Source organism: Kitasatospora sp. NPDC088783, from assembly GCF_044750705.1.
GTDB lineage: Bacteria > Actinomycetota > Actinomycetes > Streptomycetales > Streptomycetaceae > Kitasatospora > Kitasatospora fiedleri.
In genome coordinates this window covers 264490-281676 of sequence record NZ_JBIVKJ010000001.1, presented here as the reverse complement: position 1 = coordinate 281676, position 17187 = coordinate 264490, and the positions used below count along the sequence as shown (strand labels likewise).

General features: G+C 76.6%; 14 protein-coding genes. 6 read left to right on the top strand and 8 right to left on the bottom strand.

Annotated features, from left to right (window positions below):
* Positions 1-42: 42 nt before the first annotated feature.
* Complete coding sequence (locus tag ACIP60_RS01105) at positions 43-1458, top strand: PLP-dependent aminotransferase family protein (protein WP_400678803.1); 1416 nt, start codon at positions 43-45, stop codon at positions 1456-1458.
* Between the two features lie 29 nt (positions 1459-1487).
* Here ACIP60_RS01105 and ACIP60_RS01100 read toward each other — a convergent pair whose 3' ends face one another.
* A complete protein-coding gene (locus ACIP60_RS01100; RefSeq protein ID WP_400678802.1) occupies positions 1488-2336 on the bottom strand; it encodes an EamA family transporter in 849 nt (282 codons plus the stop codon).
* Between the two features lie 251 nt (positions 2337-2587).
* Between ACIP60_RS01100 and ACIP60_RS01095 the strand changes: the two genes are divergently transcribed.
* The 3 genes from ACIP60_RS01095 (at position 2588) to ACIP60_RS01085 (ending at position 5373) form a co-directional block, all read left to right on the top strand.
* Positions 2588-3520, top strand: coding sequence for a 1-phosphofructokinase family hexose kinase (locus ACIP60_RS01095; RefSeq protein WP_400679900.1), 933 nt, complete (start codon positions 2588-2590; stop codon positions 3518-3520).
* Between the two features lie 228 nt (positions 3521-3748).
* Positions 3749-4576 carry a helix-turn-helix domain-containing protein gene (locus ACIP60_RS01090; protein WP_400678801.1) on the top strand — a complete coding sequence of 276 codons (828 nt, stop codon included), beginning with the start codon at positions 3749-3751 and terminating at the stop codon, positions 4574-4576.
* A 77-nt stretch (positions 4577-4653) separates the two neighbouring features.
* Positions 4654-5373 (top strand): class I SAM-dependent methyltransferase, encoded by a 720-nt coding sequence (locus ACIP60_RS01085; protein WP_400678800.1) that lies wholly within the window; start codon positions 4654-4656, stop codon positions 5371-5373.
* Positions 5374-5377: 4 nt separating this feature from the next.
* On the opposite strand, the gene ACIP60_RS01080 is transcribed toward ACIP60_RS01085, so the two are convergent.
* From ACIP60_RS01080 to ACIP60_RS01070, 3 genes are all read right to left on the bottom strand, one after another.
* Entirely contained in the window at positions 5378-6370 is a 993-nt protein-coding gene (locus tag ACIP60_RS01080; protein ID WP_400678799.1) for a YdcF family protein, read from the bottom strand.
* Between the two features lie 116 nt (positions 6371-6486).
* The gene (locus ACIP60_RS01075) at positions 6487-8550 is read right to left on the bottom strand and encodes an MDR family MFS transporter (protein WP_400678797.1); all 2064 of its coding nucleotides are present in this window, start codon (positions 8548-8550) and stop codon (positions 6487-6489) included.
* A 737-nt stretch (positions 8551-9287) separates the two neighbouring features.
* On the bottom strand, positions 9288-10205 hold the full coding sequence (locus ACIP60_RS01070) for an NAD-dependent epimerase/dehydratase family protein (RefSeq protein ID WP_400678795.1): 918 nt from the start codon (positions 10203-10205) through the stop codon (positions 9288-9290).
* A gap of 202 nt (positions 10206-10407) precedes the next feature.
* On the opposite strand from ACIP60_RS01070, the gene ACIP60_RS01065 reads away from it, so the two are divergent.
* Positions 10408-11355 (top strand): GlxA family transcriptional regulator, encoded by a 948-nt coding sequence (locus ACIP60_RS01065; RefSeq protein ID WP_400678793.1) that lies wholly within the window; start codon positions 10408-10410, stop codon positions 11353-11355.
* Between the two features lie 24 nt (positions 11356-11379).
* Here the strand turns inward: ACIP60_RS01065 and ACIP60_RS01060 are convergent, their stop codons facing one another.
* Both ACIP60_RS01060 and ACIP60_RS01055 read right to left on the bottom strand, forming a co-directional pair.
* On the bottom strand, positions 11380-13116 hold the full coding sequence (locus ACIP60_RS01060; protein ID WP_400678792.1) for a serine/threonine-protein kinase: 1737 nt from the start codon (positions 13114-13116) through the stop codon (positions 11380-11382).
* Between the two features lie 212 nt (positions 13117-13328).
* Positions 13329-14240, bottom strand: coding sequence for a helix-turn-helix domain-containing protein (locus ACIP60_RS01055; RefSeq protein ID WP_400678791.1), 912 nt, complete (start codon positions 14238-14240; stop codon positions 13329-13331).
* Between the two features lie 185 nt (positions 14241-14425).
* Here ACIP60_RS01055 and ACIP60_RS01050 point away from each other — a divergent pair, with 185 nt between their 5' ends.
* Positions 14426-15589, top strand: coding sequence for an alpha-hydroxy-acid oxidizing protein (locus tag ACIP60_RS01050; protein WP_400678790.1), 1164 nt, complete (start codon positions 14426-14428; stop codon positions 15587-15589).
* 213 nt (positions 15590-15802) lie between these two features.
* On the opposite strand, the gene ACIP60_RS01045 is transcribed toward ACIP60_RS01050, so the two are convergent.
* Positions 15803-16240, bottom strand: a complete 438-nt coding sequence (locus ACIP60_RS01045) for an ATP-binding protein (RefSeq protein WP_400678788.1) — start codon at positions 16238-16240, stop codon at positions 15803-15805.
* A gap of 411 nt (positions 16241-16651) precedes the next feature.
* Complete coding sequence (locus ACIP60_RS01040; protein WP_233533582.1) at positions 16652-17134, bottom strand: Lrp/AsnC family transcriptional regulator; 483 nt, start codon at positions 17132-17134, stop codon at positions 16652-16654.
* Positions 17135-17187 lie beyond the last annotated feature (53 nt).

The window sequence follows — 17187 nt, the reverse complement described above, 5'->3', positions numbered from 1 at the left end:
GCCGCTCGGAAGGGCTGTCCCGCCCCCGGAGGAGAAGAGCAGATGACCGTCCAGGAGCTGACCGACGCGCTGCGCGGCACGGTGTTGCGCTACTCCCCGGGGGAGCGGATTCCCAGTAGCAGGGAGCTGGTGGAGCGCTACCGGGTCAGCCCGGTCTCGGTGTCGCGGGCGATCCGGGAGCTGGTCGCGGAGGGCGTAGTGGTGTCGCGTCCGGGCGCGGGGGTGTTCCGGGCCGGTCCGCGGCCGGCGCCCGCCGCGCGGGGCGACTTCTCCTGGCAGGAGGTGGCGCTGAGCGCGCAGGCGGGCGCGCCGCCCGCCCGGGTGGTGGACGCCTCGGGGGTGCTGGCGGCGCTCGCGCTGGCCCCGCCGGAGGTGATCGACCTGAACAGCGGCTACCCGCACGCCTCGCTGCTGCCGGAGCGGGCGCTGGCCGGTGCGCTGGCCCGGGCCGCCCGGCGTCCCGGGGCGTGGGGGCGTCCGCCGCTGGAGGGGCTGCCGGAGCTGCGCGGCTGGTTCGCCCGGGAGGTGGGCGGCGGGGTCACGGCGGCGGAGGTGCTGGTCACCGCGGGCGGGCAGAGCGCGCTGACCTGCGCGCTGCGCTCGCTGGCCCCGCCCGGCGCGCCGGTGCTGGTCGAATCCCCCACCTACCCGGGCCTGTTGGCGATCGCCCGGGCGGCGGGGCTGCGCCCGGTGCCGGTGCCGGTGGACGCGGACGGGGTGCTCCCGGAGCTGCTGGAGGAGGCGTTCGCGGCGTCGGGGGCGCGGCTGTTCGTCTGCCAGCCGCTGTTCCAGAACCCGACCGGCTCCGTTCTGCCCGCGGGGCGGCGGCGGGCCGTGCTGGCGGCGGCGAAGCGGGCGGGGGCGTTCGTGGTGGAGGACGACTTCGCCCGGCTGCTGGCCCACACCGACGCGGGCGAGCTGCCCGCGCCGCTGGCCGCCGACGATCCGGACGGCGTGGTGGTGCACGTCCGCTCGCTGACCAAGGCGGCCTCGCCGAGCCTGCGGGTGGGGGCGCTGGTGGCCCGGGGCCCGGCGCTGGCCCGGTTGCGCTCCGTCCAGGCGGTGGACTCCTTCTTCGTGCCCCGTCCGCTCCAGGAGGCCGCCCTGGAGCTGGTCACCGCCGCCGAGTGGCCGCGCCACCTGCGTTCGCTGGCAAGGGAGTTGACCGAGCGGCGGCAGCTCTTCGCGGCCGCGCTGGCCGCCCGGGTGCCCGCCCTGCTGCCGCCGGGCCTACCGCGCGGGGGCTTCCACCTCTGGCTGCCGCTGCCCGACCGGGTCGAGCCGGCGGCCTTCACCGCCGCCGCCCTGCGCCACGGCGTCGCCCTCTCCCCCGGCCAGAACTACTTCACCGCCGAGCCCGGCCCCCGCGCCCGGGTCAGCCTGGCCGCCGCCGAGCATCCCGCCCAACTCGCCACCGCAGCGGACCGGTTGGCCGCCGCCCTGGAGTCCTTCGACTGACGGCCCGTCAACTCGTCCTCCCACTCCCCTCAGTGGGCGAGTTCCAGCAGCGCGATGCCCGCCAGCACGGTCGCGCTGGCGGCCAGTCGCAGGGTGCCGAGGCGTTCGCGCAGGACCAGGGTGCCGATCAGGGCGGCGATGACGATGGAGGTCTCGCGCAGCGCGGCGATGGTGGGCAGGTCGCCGACGGTCTGCGCCCAGACCACCAGCCCGTACGCGGTGAGCGACATCAGCCCGCCGGCCAGTCCGACGGCGCGGCCCTCGCGCAGCGCGGGCCGCAGGGTGCCGCGGCGGACGGCGGCCACCGCGGCGAGGACGGCCAGGCCCTGGAGGAGGAACATCCAGGCGATGTACCCGGCGGCCGAGTGCGCGGCGCGGACCCCGCCCGCGTCCACCACGGTGTACCCGGCGATCAGCACGCCGTTGCCCAACGCGGCTCCGATCGCCGGGAGTTGGCCCCGGCCGGGGACGCCGCCGACCAGCGCGAGCCCGGCCAGGCCGAGCGAGATCACCACGACGGCGGCGAACTGCCCGGCGGGCAGCGGGCGGTGCAGGACGGTGGCGGAGAGCAGCGCGACCACCGCCGGGGAGGTGCCGCGGGCGATCGGGTACAGCTGGCCGAAGTCGCCGAGCCCGTAGGCGCGGACCAGCAGCAGCTGGTACCCGGTCTGGAGCGCGGCGGAGGCCAGCAGGTACGGCAGGGTGCCCGCGCCGGGCGGCGGGACGAACAGCGCGAGCGCCCCGCCGAAGGCCACGAACACCAGGTTCATCTGCGCGATCCCGGCCATCCGGTCGCGCACCCCGTGCACCAGCGCGTTCCACACGGCGTGCAGCAGCGCGGCGGCGAGCACCACGAACGGGACGGCGCCCTGGCTCACGGGTTCTCCCTCCACAACGGTCCGACCCCAAAAGATGTACAGCCAACTTAGCGCCCCTCGCCGTCCCGCCCACCACCGCCCCCGCTCCGGCCGCACCCCGGCCGCCCCCCACCCGCGGGCCGGACGGCCGAGAATCCCACTTCCCTGCTCGAATCTGCTCGAAAACCGATATGATCACGCAGATTCAGTCATGCACACCACCCGTGCACCTGCCCGACGAACAACCGACCACCACCCTGGGGGCGTCCGCCGTGATCCTCACCGTCACGCCGAATCCGGCGCTGGACGTCACCTACACCGTCCCCGGGTTCCGCCCGCACACCAGCCACCGGGTCACCGAGGTGGCCGCCCAGGCGGGCGGCAAGGGCGTCAACGTGGCCCGGGTGCTCGCCGCGCTGGGCCGCCCCGTCCGCTGCGTGCTGCCGCTCGGCGGCCCCACCGGGGAGGCGGTGCGCGCCGACCTGGCCGCCGCCGGGCTGGACCACGCCGCGGTGCCGATCGGCGGCGACACCCGGCGCACCGTCACCGTCGCGGACGGCGCCGACGCCACCGTGCTCAACGAACCCGGCCCGGCGCTGACCGCCGCCGAGTGGGACGCCCTGCTCGACGAGACCGCCCGGCAGCTGCCGCAGGCCGCCGTCCTGGTGCTCTCCGGCAGCCTGCCGCCCGGTGCCCCCGCCGACGGCTACGGCCAACTCGTCGTGCTGGGGCGGCGTTTCGACCTGCCCGTGGTGCTCGACGCGGACGGCCCGGCGCTGCTCGCCGCGCTCCCGGCCGGCCCCACCGTGATCAAGCCGAACGCCGCCGAACTCACCGCCGCCACCGGCCTGCCCGACCCCCGCGACGCCGCCCGGGTGCTGATCCGGCGCGGCGCCGAGTCCGTCCTCGCCTCGCTCGGCCCGGACGGCCTGCTCGCCGTCGACCGCCAGGGCACCTGGCGCTGCGCCCCGCCCGCCGCCGTCACCGGCAACCCCACCGGCGCGGGCGACTCCGTGGTCGCCGCCCTCGCCGCCGGCCTCTCCGGCAACGCGGGCTGGCCCGCCGTCCTCCCCGACGCCGTCGCCCTCTCCGCCGCCACCGTCCTGCACCCCCGCGCCGGCCACTTCGACACCCCCGCCTACCACCACCTGCGCGCCACCCTCACCGCCACCCGGGTCGACGCCACCGCCTCCCTCACCCCCTGACCGCACCCGGGCGGCGCCGCGCACCGGTGCGTTCCGCCAGCCCGGCCACTCCGACGGGTCGCCCGGAACCGGACGCGTCCGGAGGTGCAGCGGGGCTGCCCGACGGCACCCGGGCTGTCGGGGTTCCTGGCGTCAGAAGCCGCCAGTGGCACGGGCTTTCCGACGGCTCCGGCGTGCAGCGGCCTCGACCCGCTGTTCCCCGGCCGTTCGGCTCCCTAGGCTGGAGGGGTGCAGCCCGTCGAGCCGCTCGCCCTGTGGGAGATCGCGACGCCGTCGCGGGCCTGGCGGCTGCCCGGGGTGGCGATGGCCGGGTTCCGGGCGCGGGGGGCGGCGGATCTGGGGGTGGTGCCGTTCCCGGCGGTGACGCTGGCGATCGACCTGGGGGCGGAGCCGCTGGTGGTCGCGGACGGGGGGCGGCGGGTGGGCGGCAGCGCGGTGGTGGGGCTGGCCCCGGAGGGGTTGCGCGGGGGCGGGCGGGAGGTGGAGTGCCTACAGGTGCGCCTGTCGCCGTTGGTCGCGCACGCGGTGCTGGCGGGTTTCGCGGCGGAGGGCGGCCCGCTGGTCGGGCTGGACGAGGTGTGGGGCCGGGACGCCGTCCGGCTGGAGGAGCGGCTGCGGGCGGCCCCGTCCTGGGAGTCGCGGTTCGCGCTGGTGGCCGGGGCGTTGACCGCCCGGTTCCCGGAGGGCCGCCGGGTGGACCCGGAAGTCGCTTACGCGTGGCGCGAGTTGGCGCGCTCGCACGGGACGGCGCGGGTGGACGGGCTGGCCGCGGCGGCGGGGTGGAGCCGCAAGCGGCTGTGGTCGCGATTCCGGGCGCAGGTGGGGCTGTCGCCGAAGCAGGCGGCCCGGCTGGTGCGGTTCGACCACGCGGCGCACCGGTTGGCGGCGGGCCACCGCCCGGCGGCGGTCGCCGCGGAGGCGGGGTACGCGGACCAGTCGCACCTGCACCGGGAGGTCGCCGACTTCGCCCGGGTGACGCCGTCCGCGGTGGCGCGCGAGCCGTGGCTGTCGGTGGACGAGGTGGCCTGGTCCGCCCCGGGCTACCTGAACGGGTAGCGCCGGAAGGCCGAAACACCGGGACACCGGAACATTCGTCCAAGACCCGTCCCGGTCCGGGCCGCGAGACTGCGGGCATGACCGAGAACCTGTTCACCTCCCTGTCCCGGTACGGCGTCGACGCGCCCGGTTTCGTCTCCTCGACCACCGCCCTCGGCGCGGCCTGCGCGCTCACGGCCGCCGCCCGCCCGTTCCGGGGCCGGGCGGCGGTGGCGGGCCTGGGGGCCGGGCTGCTGGCGCAGGCGGGGGTGTACCTGCACACCACGCTGCGCGGCAAGTTGCGGGTGTGGGAGCGCGAGTGGGACGCGCTGGGGCTGCGCGGCGACGAGCAGCTGCTGGACCTGGGCTGCGGCCGGGGCGCGGTGCTGATCGGCGCGGCCCGGCGGCTGCCGCGCGGGCGGGCGGTGGGGGTGGACCTGTGGGCGTCGAAGGACCAGAGCGGCAACACCCCGGCCGCGACGCTCGCCAACGCCGCCGCGGCCGGGGTCCGGGACCGGGTCGAGGTGCACACCGGCGACGTCACCGCGCTGCCGTTCCCGGACGCGGCCTTCGACCTGGTCACCTCCGCCCTGGTCCTGCACAACGTCCCCGACCCGGCCGCCCGCCTGCGCGCCCTGGACGAGGCGCTGCGGGTGCTGCGCCCGGGCGGCCGGCTGCTGCTCGCCGACTTCTCCCCGATGGTCCGCCGCTACGCCGCCCACCTGGGCGCGGGCACCGTCCGCGGCCTCGGCCCGGCGTACTGGTACGGCGGGCCGTGGCTGCCGGTGTCGATGCTGGAACTGCGCAAGGACGGCTGACGGTTCAGACGCTCAGCGACTCCAGCACCAGCAGCGCGGCCACCGCGAGGTTGGCCCACCGGTAGGTGACCAGCACGGCGACGAACTCGCGGATGGTCGCGCTGGGCCAGAAGTACGCGGCGGTGGGCGAGCCGACCACGTGGCCGTTGACGCCCTCGCGGCGGGCGAACACGGCGGCGCGGAAGGCGTGGAAGTTGTTGGTGACGACGACGCAGCGGTAGTCGGGGTCGGCGGCGGCCATGATCGCGTGGCTGAAGCGGAGGTTCTCCTCGGTGGTGCGGGAGCGGTCCTCGCGGATGATCCGGTCGGCGGGGAAGCCGTGTTCGACCAGGTGGTCGGCCATGGCGTGGGACTCGGGGAGCTGTTCGTCGGAGCCCTTGCCGCCGGAGACGATCATGAACGGGGAGCGCCCGCGCTCGACCTGCCGCTCGTACAGGCGGCGGCCGCGCTCCAGGCGGCTGGCGAGCAGCGGCGGGACGCGGCTGCCGTCGCGCAGGCCGGTGCCGAGGACGACCACGTAGTCGACGTCCTCGCGGGGGGTCAGGCGGCCGTACAGGTAGGCGTAGCCGACGAAGCAGACGAACAGGAAGGAGAGGTAGCAGGCGAGCACGAAGACGGTGCGGGCGATCACGACCAGCACCTCGGAGTCGGCCCCGGTCGCGGCCAGCAGCAGGGCGAACACCGCCAGGATGGCGAGGCCGGCCAGCAGGGCGAGCAGGCTGCCGAGGCTGCGGCCCTCCTTGCGGACCATCTTGAGCCCGTTGGCGATCAGCAGCCCGGCGAGCACCAGGCTGCCCAGCGCGGGGGCCAGCACCACCACGATCAGGACGGCCTCGGCGGCGACCGAGTCGGCCCGGTGGAGGGTGGCGAGCAGGGCGAGGGTGAGCAGGGTGACGGAGAGCCCGAGGCAGACGGCGTTGCCGAAGCGGCGCCGGTCGCGCAGCACGCCGACGCCGAACAGCAACAGGAAGACGAGCGCGAGGGCGTACAGGAGCATGGGGGCAGCCTAGGGCCTGTCCTCGCACCGCCCGACGGCCCCGTCCGCGGGACGGGGCGGGACGGGGCGGGACGGGGCCGGGCGCGGCGCGGCGGGCCGGGGTCGGTGGCGGGGCGTCAGCGGCGGCCGGCGAGGGTGCTGCCGACCACCGGGATGCCCTCGGCGAGGTCCTCGGCGATCATCCGCTTGGCGATGGTGTCGGCGGCGGCGCGCAGTTCGGCGCTGCGCGGGCGGCCGCGGTCCTCCTCCAGGCGGCGGTTGAGCCAGTCGGCCCAGGTGCGGGTGATGGTCGCGGCCTCCTGCGCGCCGGCCGGGGTGTGCTGGTAGAAGCCGCTGTCGCCCTCCAGGTAGCCCTCGGCGACCATCCGGTCGAAGACCGGCTGGAGCACCTCCGGGGGGATGCGGCGGCGGGCGGCGATCAGGTTGAGGCTGGCGTGGCCGACGGTGCGGGTGAACAGTTCGACCTGCATGACGGCCCAGGCGCCGGCCACGTCGAGGCGGGTGCCGGAGACGTGGACGACCTCCCGGGCGGTGTCCAGCCCGGCGCTGCCGAGGAGTTTGGCGACGGCGAGTTCGAGCAGCCGGGAGGAGTCGCCGGAGGAGGGCTGGGCGAAGCCCTCGCCCATGTCGGAGGAGCTGGCCCGGGCGGAGTCGCGGAGCTTGACCTGCTTGAGGAAGAGCGCGACCACGAAGCCGACCAGGGCGACCGGGATGGTCCACAGGAAGACGGTGTGCAGCGAGTCGGCGTACGCCTGGATGATCGGCGCGGCCTGGTCGGGGGGCAGGTCGTGGACGCCGTGCGGGCTCTGCGCGGCGGCGCCGAGCAGCCGCGGGTCGGCGCCGGTGGCCCGGGCGGACCCGGCGACGCCGTCGGCGAGGTTGGTCTTGAGCGTGTTGGCGTAGATGGTGCCGAAGACGGCGGTGCCGAACGAGGAGCCCAGGGTGCGGAAGAAGGTGACGCCCGAGGTGGCGGTGCCCAGGTCCGCGTAGTCGACGGTGTTCTGCACGGCGATGGTGAGCACCTGCATGCACAGGCCGATGCCGGTGCCGAGCACGAACATGTAGAGGCTGGCGAGCCAGGCGCTGGTGCCGACGTCCAGCAGCGAGAGCAGGTACAGGCCGGCGGCCATCACCAGCGAGCCGACGATCGGGAAGAAGCGGTACTGGCCGGTCTTGGAGACCACGTTGCCGGAGAAGATCGAGGCGATCAGCAGGCCGAGCACCATCGGCAGGGTGCGCACGCCGGAGACGGTCGCCGAGTCGCCGTCGACGTACTGCAGGAAGGTCGGCAGGAAGGTCAGCGCCCCGAGCATGGCGAAGCCGACGATGAAGCTGAGGATCGAGCAGACCGTGAACACCTGGTTGCGGAACAGCCGCATCGGCAGGGTCGGTTGGGCGGCCCTGGTCTCGACCCGGCAGAACAGGGCGAGCGCGACCACCCCGGCCACGAACAGGCCGATGATCACGGCCGAGCCCCAGGCGTACTCGTTGCCGCCCCAACTGGTGGCCAGGATCAGGGCGCTGGCGCCGATCGCGACCAGCGTGATGCCCAGGTAGTCGATGACCGGGCGGACGGCGGACTTGACCACGGGGATGTTCCGGGCGGCGGCGATCACCACCACGATCGCGATCGGCACGTTCACGTAGAACGCCCAGCGCCAGGACAGGTGGTCGGTGAACAGGCCGCCGAGCAGCGGGCCGATCACCGTGGCCACGCCGAACACCGCGCCGATCGCGCCCTGGTACTTGCCGCGCTCGCGCAGCGGGATGACGTCGGCGATGAGCGCCATCGAGGTGACCATCAGACCGCCGGCGCCGACGCCCTGGACCGCCCGCCAGACGATCAGCAGCAGCATGTTCGTGGACAGACCGCACAGGAACGAGCCGATGATGAAGACGATCGTGGAGACCTGGAAGACGATCTTGCGGCCGAACAGGTCGCCCATCTTGCCGACCAGCGCCGTGGTGACGGTCTCCGCGAGCAGGTAGGAGGTCACCACCCAGGACATGTGGGCGGCGCCGCCGAGGTCGGCCACGATGGTGGGCAGCGCGGTGCCGACGATGGTCTGGTCGAGGGCGGCCAGCAGCATGCCGAGCACGATGGTGCCGAACACGACGTTCCGCTGCCGCCGGTCGAGGACGGGCGGGGCTGCCTGGCTGACTTGGCTGGAGGTGGTCACCCTCGCATCGTCACACTTCGTCCCGTTCTGTCCGGTCCGACACCCCGCCACTGCGCCGCACGATCGGCCGGTGGTGCGACAAGGACCGGGGGCCGCCGCGCGAGAGGGCCACGGACAGCCCGACGACGACCGGCACCGCCGGCGGCCCCGACCCGACGAGTTCGACCTCACCGTGCTGCCCACCCTGCCGAACGGCCGCCGGGCGCAGGTCCGGGAACGCGCCGGGGACGGCTCCGCCCGGGAAGTCCCGCCGGACGCCGCCGCGTTGACCCGGACCGCGACCGCCGCGCCGCGGCAGCGGGCGTTCGACGGCCTGGACGCCGCCCCCCTCCTGGCGCCGGACCGGCCCGGCTCCGCGGGCGACCGGATGCTCGCCGCCCTGACCCCGCTGCTCGGCGGCGCCCGCCCGGATCCGGCCGGACCGCGACCGACCTGCCCGGCCGGATCCGGGCCGACGTGTCGGGGGACGGCCGCACCAGCGTCCCGCTGCTCACCGCCACCCCCGGCCCGGCGGCGCAGCTACCCGACCGACCCGACCGCCGCCTTCCCCTCCCTGCACCCCCGGCAGCGCCCCGGCCGCGTCCGCCGGCGGCCACCCGGCCGACGCCCTGCTCCCCGACGGCACCCGGGTCGGCCTGCGGCTGTGGAACTCCACCACCGGCCACCCCCGAGAGACGCCCGGCACCGCCGTCCGGGCGGCCACCTGAGCCGCACGGCGGGGCCGGGCGCGGTGGCGGTCAGCGGGCCGCCGTCTCGGTGAGGGCGGTGTCCAGGGGGGTGGCGGGCGGGAGGCCGAGGGCGGTCTCGGTGGCGGTGGAGTCGATCAGGGCCGGGCGGTCGTACAGGTAGAGCATCTCCGGGACCTCGGCCATCACCACGTCCGCGCGGGCGGCCCCGGCGAGCGCCTCGGTGCTCATCCGGTTCAGCTCCGGGGCGGGCGCGCCCGCCAACCGGGCCAGCCGGACGGCGAGTTCGCGGGCCGGGGCGTGCGAGGCGGACGGCACGTGCCAGGCCCGGCCCCAGGAGCGCTCGTCGCGGGCGGCGGCGACCAGCGTGCGGGCGGCGTCCCCGGTGTACGTCCAGCTGTGCGGGGCGTCGGGGTCGCCGGGGTAGGCGACCGGCCGGCCCGCCAGCACCGGCGCGGCCACCAGCAGGGTGAACGGCGAGACGGCGCCCGCGCCGAGGAAGTCCCCGGCCCGCACCTCCGTCGCCCGGACCCGGCCCGCCCGGTGGGCGGCCAGCGCGTCCGCCCAGATCCGGGCCCGCACCTCGCCCTTGACGCTGCTCGGCCGCAGCGGCAGGTCCTCGGTGACCGGGCCGTCCACCGGCCCGTAGCCGTAGACGTTGCCCAGCATCACGTACCCGGCGCCGGTCCGCTCCGCCGCGCCCAGCAGCCCGGCGGCCAGCGCCGGGAACTCCTCCGGCCAGCGGTGGTACGGGGGCATCGCGCAGTTCACCAGCGCGGCGGCGCCGGAGGCGAGTCCGGCCAGCCGGACCGGGTCGGTGGCGTCCGCGGCGATCCGCTCGATCAGCGGGTGGACCGGGCCCGCGCCCCGGCGGGTCACCAGCCGGACCCGCTCACCGGCCCGGGCCAGCAGCAGCGCGGTGGCGGCTCCGGTCGCTCCGGCGCCCACGACGACGTACAGGGAGGACATGCGTGCTCTTCTCTCGCTCCGGGAACGCCGGGGCCTTGCGCGCCCCGGCCCCGCCAGCCTGCTCCCCGGGCCGGGCGCCGGGCAGTGGCCCGGATGCCGTTCCTGCGGAAGTTCGGGCCACCCGCCGCTCCCCCGCCCGGGGCCGCTCCCGACGGCCCGTAGCCTGGCGGCCCGCACACCAGCGCCTCCGGAGGTCCGGGTCATGCACCGCGTCGCCGTCATCGCCGTCCCGCCCGTCACCGCCTTCGACCTGTCGATCCCCGACCTGGTCCTCGGCGAGGCCCGGGTCGACGGCCGGCGCGCCTACCGGGTGCGGGTCTGCGGCAGCGCGCCGGGGCCGGTCGCCTCCGGCGGCAGCCTGCAGGTGGCCGTCCCGCACGGGCTGGAGGCCGTCGACGACGCCGACACCGTGCTGGTCACCGGCACGGGCGCCCGCGACGACGTCGACCCCGCGGTGCTGGCCGCACTGCGCCGGGCGCACGCGAACGGCGCGCGGATCGCCTCGATCTGCACCGGCGCGTTCGTCCTCGCCGAGGCCGGGCTGCTGGACGGCCGCACCGCCACCACGTTCTGGGCCCGGTCGGCGGAGTTCGCCCGCCGCTACCCGGCGGTGACGCTCCGCCCGGACGTGCTGTTCGTCGAGGACGGCACCGTGCTGACCTCGGCCGGGCTGTCCGCCGGCATCGACCTGTGCCTGCACCTGATCCGGCTGGACCACGGCGCCGCCGCCGCGAACGCCGCCGCCCGGCTGATCGTCGCCGCACCCGTCCGGCCGGGCGGGCAGGCCCAGTTCATCCGGTCGCCGCTGCCGCCGGACCGGGCCGGCGCCTCGCTCGCCCCGACCCGCGCCTGGGCGCTGGAACGCCTGCACGAACCGCTCGGCCGCCCCGCCCTCGCGGCGCACGCGAAGGTCAGCGTCCGGACCCTGACCCGCCGCTTCGAGGCCGAGACCGGCCTGACGCCGCTCCAGTGGCTCCTGCACCAGCGGGTCGACCGCGCCCGGGAGCTGCTGGAGACCACCGACCTGCCCGTCCCGCGGGTCGCCGAGCTCAGCGGCCTGGCCACCGCCGACTCGCTGCGCCACCACCTGGCCCGCCGCACCGGCCTCACCCCGACCGCCTACCGGGCCGCGTTCACCCGGCGCGGGTGACCTCGACACCACGGCGCGCCGGTGTCAGGAGTGGCGCGCCAGGTCCCCGGTGAAGCCCTGCTGGACGAAGTGCAGCGAGCCGTCCTTGTTCGGGGTGAGGACGCCGTCGCCGGAGAGCGGGGTGCAGCCGGCGCTGACCGTCTCGGGCAGCGAGCGGGCCACCAGGCGGGTCTTGGTCGCGGAGACCAGGGCCGCCTCGTTGGTGCACACGACCTGGTTGGTGCCCAGGCCGCCGTCGCTCTCCACGAAGGCGATCGTGTCACCGACCGCGCCCTGGTGGACGGTGATCCGGATGACGAGCCGCGGCCCGTTCCCGGACGCGCTGATCGGCCCCTCGAAGATGCCCAGGAACGCGTCCGCGACGGCGTCCCCGTCGTCCGGGGGCGAGGGCGAGGGGGACGCCGACGGGGAGGGCGAGGACGACGGCGAGGGCGCGGGCTCGGCCTTCTTGCTGTCGTGCCCGGCCGGGGTGACCGTCCCGGTCGGCCGGGCGCTCCCGCTGCTGGTGACCGCCGGGCTGCCGGACGGCCCGTCCGCGACGTCGTCCGTCCCGCCCGTCCCGCCCGTCGCGGCCCACACGCCCAGGCCCGCCAGCACCGCCGCGACGACACCGGTGGCGACCAGCGGCGCCACCCGGCGCTTGGCCGGCGGCTGCGGGGCGGGGTGGGGCGCGGGCGTGTGCGGGTGGGGGTACGGGTACTGGCCGGGCGGGGTGGGCGCGGCGGCCGGGTAGCCCGGCGGGGGCGGGCCGAAGCCCGGGGACGGCGGGTACGGGGCGGTGGCCGCCTGGTACGGGGCGGTCGGCGGCGCGGCGGGCGTCGGCGGCGCGGCCAGGACGGTGGCCGGGGGCAGCGGCCGCGACTCCAGGTCGAGCAGGGCGACGGCCATCCGCGCCACCTCCTCGGAGACCGCGCCGGGCAGCCAGCTCCGGTCACCGAGCCCGGTCTGGCCGGCGGCGCTGCGGACCAGCCGCTCCCGGATGGCGGCCGGGGTCGGCCGGCGCTCCGGGTCCTTGTCCAGGCAGTTGCGCACCAGTTCGAGCAACTCGCCGTCCAGGCCGTCGAGTTCCGGTTCCTCGTGGACGATCCGGTAGAGCAGTCCGGCGGCGCTGTCCTGCTCGCCGAACGGGGCCCGCCCGGTGGCGGCGAAGGCGAGCACCGCGCCGAGCCCGAACACGTCGCCGGCCGGTCCGGACGGTCGGCCCCGGGCCTGCTCGGGCGACATGAACCCGGGCGAGCCGACCACGTAGCCGGACCTGGTCAGGGCGGAGGTCGCGTCCAGCGCCCGGGAGATGCCGAAGTCGATCAGCCGCGGCCCGTCCAGCGCCAGCAGCACGTTCGACGGCTTGACGTCCCGGTGGAGCAGCCCCAGCTCGTGCACGGCCGCCAGGGCGTCGGCCAGGCCGGTGCCCAGCGCCCGCACGGTGACCGGCGGCAGCGGCCCGAACTGCCGCACCGCGTCCGACAGCGAGGGCCCGGCGACGTAGCCGGTGGCCACCCACGGCTGCGGCCCCTCGGTGTCGGCGTCCAGCACCGGCGCGGTCCACCGGCCGCCGACCCGCCGGGCCGCGGCCACCTCCTGCCGGAAGCGCTGCCGGAACTCCCGGTCCCCGGCGAACTCCTGGCGGACCGTCTTCACCGCCACCGTCCGGCCGCCCGCCGTCCGCCCGAGGAACACCTCGCCCATGCCGCCGGCCCCCAGCCGCCCCAGCAGCCGGTACGGGCCGACCGTGTGCGGATCGCCCGCCCCGAGAGTCTCCAACGTTCCGTGCTCCTAGGCTGGTTCCGCGCCGCTGTCAGGAGAAGCCCCCGCGACCGATCACAGGACCTTCACGGGGCACCCTAGGGGTCCACCCCCTCCCGACGACACCGCCGGGCCCTTTTCCAGACCGGATCGGAACCTGACGGTGACGCACTGCGGACACTGGCGCCGGTCAGTGCCCCTCCGCACCGGTCAGCGCCGGTCAGTGCCGGTCAGTGCCGGTCGACGCCGCCGCGGACGGCCGCGCGGAAGGCGGTGGGGGTGGTGCCGGTGCGCTGGTGGAAGAACTTGGCGAAGTTGGCGGCGTCGGCGAAGCCCAGGTGGTCGGCGATCCGGGCGGCGGAGCTGTCGCTGTGGGCGAGCAGGCGCTTGGCCTCCAGGACGGCCCGGCGGTCGACGAACTCCTTGGCGCCGACGCCCGCGGCGGCCAGGGTGGCCCGGGAGAGGGTGCGCGGGGAGTAGCCGAGCAGCCGCGCGTAGTCCTCGACCCGGCGGGTGCGGGTGAAGTGGTGCTCGACGGCCTGCCGGAAGCGCCGGTAGGTCTCGCCGGGTTCGCCCGCGGCGCTGCCGCACGGCACCGCGGGGTGGGCCAGCCGCAGCAGCAGCGCGGCCAGCAGGTGGCGCAGCAGGGCGTGGCGGACCTCGGCGGGCAGGTCCGCGCCGGAGGCGTACTCGCGGTGCAGGTGGCGCACCGCGTGGAGCAGGGCCTCCCGGTCGGTGCCGTCGGTGTGCAGGACGGCGGCGGCGAAGGGGTCGTCGAGCCGGGCGGCGGCGACGGTCGCCGGGTCGGGGAAGCCGGGTTCGAAGAGCACCAGGGTGCCGTCCGCGTCGCCGAGTTCGCCCCACTGCTGGACCTGGCCGGGCCGGACCCAGAGCCAACTGCCCGGTTCGACGGTGTGCGCGGTGAAGTCGACGGTGTGGCGCAGCCGGCCGCGTTCCAGGGTGAGCAGGTGGTGGAAGGCGGGGCGCTGCGGGCGGTGGAAGTCCCCGTCGGTGGCGGCGGCCCGGCGGGCGCGCAGGTCGGCGAGCGTCATGACCTCGACGCCGGCCGGTCCGCCGGGTGGCGCGGTGAACGGGACCTCGGGGATCGCCGTCCCGGACGCCTGGGGTTGGTTCGCTCGCATGGTCACCACATCCGCTGCCAGGCTACCTCCGGTCGATCTTCCACCGGGAGGGCGGGAGCGCGGGGGCGCGGGAGGCCGACGGCCCGGCGGCCCGGCGGCCCCGGGGCCCGGTGGCGCGGCCCTTGACCACCGCCCGGCGGCCGGTGGAACGTGGGGCCTCCCCCACCCACCCCCGAGGAGCGCGGATGGCCCCCCAGTTCGGCGACTACCAGAACGAGATCTACTTCGAGGCGCTGTTCGGCGTCGCCCCGAAGTACCCGATGACGTACGCGGGCCTGGCCGAGCGGGCCCGGGCGGCGCTCGCGCCGGAGCTGTGGTCGTACGTCGCGGGCGGGGCGGGCGACGAGCACACCCAGCGGGCGAACGCCGCGGCGTTCGAGCGGTGGGGGCTGGTGCCGCGGATGCTGGTGGGCGCGAAGGAGCGGGACCTGCGGGTGGACCTGTTCGGGCTGGAGCTGGCCTCGCCGCTGTTCCTGGCGCCGGTGGGGGTGGTGGGGCTGTGCGCGCCGGACGGGCACGGGGACGTGGCGACGGCCCGGGCGGCGGCCCGCACGGGGGTGCCGATGGTGGCCTCGACGCTCTCGGTGGACCCGATGGAGGCGGTGGCGGCGGAGCTGGGCGACACCCCGGGCTTCTTCCAGCTGTACACGCCGACCGACCGGGCGCTGGCCGAGTCGCTGGTGCACCGGGCGGAGGCGGCCGGGTTCAAGGCGCTGGTGGTCACCCTGGACACCTGGGTGACCGGCTGGCGGCCGCGCGACCTGGGCAGCGGCAGCTTCCCGCAGCTGCGCGGGCACTGCCTGGCGAAATACACCTCGGACCCGGTGTTCCGGGCCCGGCTCCAGGACCCGGACGGGGACCCGCGCGGCGCGGTGATGGACTGGGTGCAGGTCTTCGGCAACCCGCTGACCTGGGACGACCTGCCGTGGCTGCGTTCGCTGACCGGGCTGCCGATCGTGCTGAAGGGCCTGTGCCACCCGGAGGACGTGCGCCGGGCCGTGGACGCGGGCGTGGACGGGGTCTACTGCTCGAACCACGGCGGTCGGCAGGCGAACGGCGGGCTGCCCGCGCTGGAGTCGCTGGCCGAGGTGGTCGAGGCGGCGGACGGCCGGCCGGTGCTGTTCGACTCGGGCGTGCGCAGCGGCGCGGACGTGGTCAAGGCGCTGGCGCTGGGCGCGACGGCGGTGGGCGTGGGGCGGCCGTACGTGTACGGGCTGGCGCTGGGCGGCGAGGCGGGCGCGGTGCACGTGCTGCGCTCGCTGCTGGCGGAGGCGGACCTGCTGATGGCGGTGGACGGGTACCCGTCGCTGGAGAGCCTGCGCGCGCCGGGCGCGCTGCGGCGCTGCTGAGCGCCGGGTCCGGCGCTCCGGCTTATTGCGACTTACTTGCAATAACAGTTGGCATGCAGCAGAGTGGAGCCGCGGGGTCGTCCGACGATCGTCTTCCCAACCGGCGTCCGCCGGGACGCGGCGCCGGCCCCGCGCCAGACCTCTCCCCCGCGCCCGCCCGGCCCAGCACCCGCCCGCACCCCGCGCGTTCAGCGCCCACCCGCCCCGGCGCGCTCAGCGCCCGACCGGCAGGCGCACCACCATGGTCTTGCCGCCGCCGTCCGGATCGGCGACGGTCTCCGTCACCCCGCCGGCCAGTGCGGCCAGCTCGTGCACCAGGCCCAGGCCCCAGCCGCCGCTGCCGTCCTGGTGCGGGACCTCGGGGCGCTGCGGGCAGTGCGGGTGCCGGTCGTGCACCCGGATCGCCAGTTCGCCCGCGCCGAAGTCGAGTTGGAGCACGGTGCGGGGCGAGCGCGGGGCGGCGTGGCGGACCGCGTTGGTGACCAGTTCGCTGACCACCAGCAGCACGGTGTCGGTCAGCGGATCGTCCGGGCCGATCCCGCGGGCGGCCAGTTCGGCGCGCGCCCCCCGGCGCGCCTCGGGTACGGACGCGGGCACGGTCGCCAGGCTCAGGCAGTAGCGCACGGTCTGGGGTGGGTCCGCGACAGCCATGGTCGGTCCCTTCGCAACGGGGGCGACCGGGGTGGGAGCGGAAGGGCGCCGTCGTCCGGCCGCGTCGGGGCTCGGCAGCCCTGCCCCGTCCGAGCGAACCGGACAGATCACCGATACTCAGTACGGTAAGGCCGAACGGGCCCGACTGCGGCGGCGGATGCTGGACAGTGGCCACAACTCGCCACCATCCCGCGCCTCCTGGGGATCATGTCCGCCGACCTGCCGGAACCCCTCGGCCCCGGTCCGCCGGAGAGCGCCACCGCACCTGCGGGTGCCGAGCCGCGCCGCGCTCCGCCTCCGCCCGTCCCGCGGAGCCGGTGGACGCCCCGCCCTCCGCCGCCGCCGGCCGCCGCCGCCGGCCGCCCCGATGGCCGCCGGACGAGGCCGGCCGCAGGCGGGGCCGACGGGGCGTCAGATCGGTGATCCGGCCCCGGGGATGCGCTCGAAGACCAGGTTGGTGCGGGTCTGCGCGACCGCCGGGTGGGTGGTCAGGTGGTCGACCACGAAGCAGCGCAGCGCCTCCGGGTCGGCCACCGCCACGTGCAGCAGGTAGTCGTCGCTGCCCGCCATGTGGAACACCGCCAGCACGCCCGGCAGCCCGGGCGCGGCGGCCCGGAAGCTGCCGTTCTGCTCCCGGGTGTGCGCCCGCAGCCGCACCGAGATCATCGCCTGCAGCGGCAGCCCGACCGCCGGCAGGTCCACCTCCGCGTGGTACCCGGCGATCACCCCGCGCCCGCGCAGCGCCCGCACCCGTGCCAGGCAGGTGGACGGGGCCACCCCGACCTGCTCGGCCAGCGCGTTGTTGGGCGTGCGGGCGTCGGCCAGCAGCGCCCGCACGATCGCGCGGTCGACCTCGTCGAGCTCCGCCGCGCGGGCCCGTGGAATGTTCGGCACGCCACCAGCGTGGCGGTCCGCGCCGAACATCCGCAAGGGTGCCGCCGCCCCCG

What these genes read in the sequence shown, in the direction of transcription:
- ACIP60_RS01105 (WP_400678803.1), top strand. Translation starts at nt 43, where the DNA reads ATGACCGTCCAGGAGCTGACCGACGCGCTGCGCGGCACGGTGTTGCGC.
- ACIP60_RS01085 (WP_400678800.1), top strand. Translation starts at nt 4,654, where the DNA reads ATGACCGAGAACCTGTTCACCTCCCTGTCCCGGTACGGCGTCGACGCG.
- ACIP60_RS01080 (WP_400678799.1), bottom strand. Translation starts at nt 6,370, where the DNA reads ATGCTCCTGTACGCCCTCGCGCTCGTCTTCCTGTTGCTGTTCGGCGTC.
- ACIP60_RS01070 (WP_400678795.1), bottom strand. Translation starts at nt 10,205, where the DNA reads ATGTCCTCCCTGTACGTCGTCGTGGGCGCCGGAGCGACCGGAGCCGCC.
- ACIP60_RS01065 (WP_400678793.1), top strand. Translation starts at nt 10,408, where the DNA reads ATGCACCGCGTCGCCGTCATCGCCGTCCCGCCCGTCACCGCCTTCGAC.
- ACIP60_RS01055 (WP_400678791.1), bottom strand. Translation starts at nt 14,240, where the DNA reads ATGCGAGCGAACCAACCCCAGGCGTCCGGGACGGCGATCCCCGAGGTC.
- ACIP60_RS01050 (WP_400678790.1), top strand. Translation starts at nt 14,426, where the DNA reads ATGGCCCCCCAGTTCGGCGACTACCAGAACGAGATCTACTTCGAGGCG.
- ACIP60_RS01045 (WP_400678788.1), bottom strand. Translation starts at nt 16,240, where the DNA reads ATGGCTGTCGCGGACCCACCCCAGACCGTGCGCTACTGCCTGAGCCTG.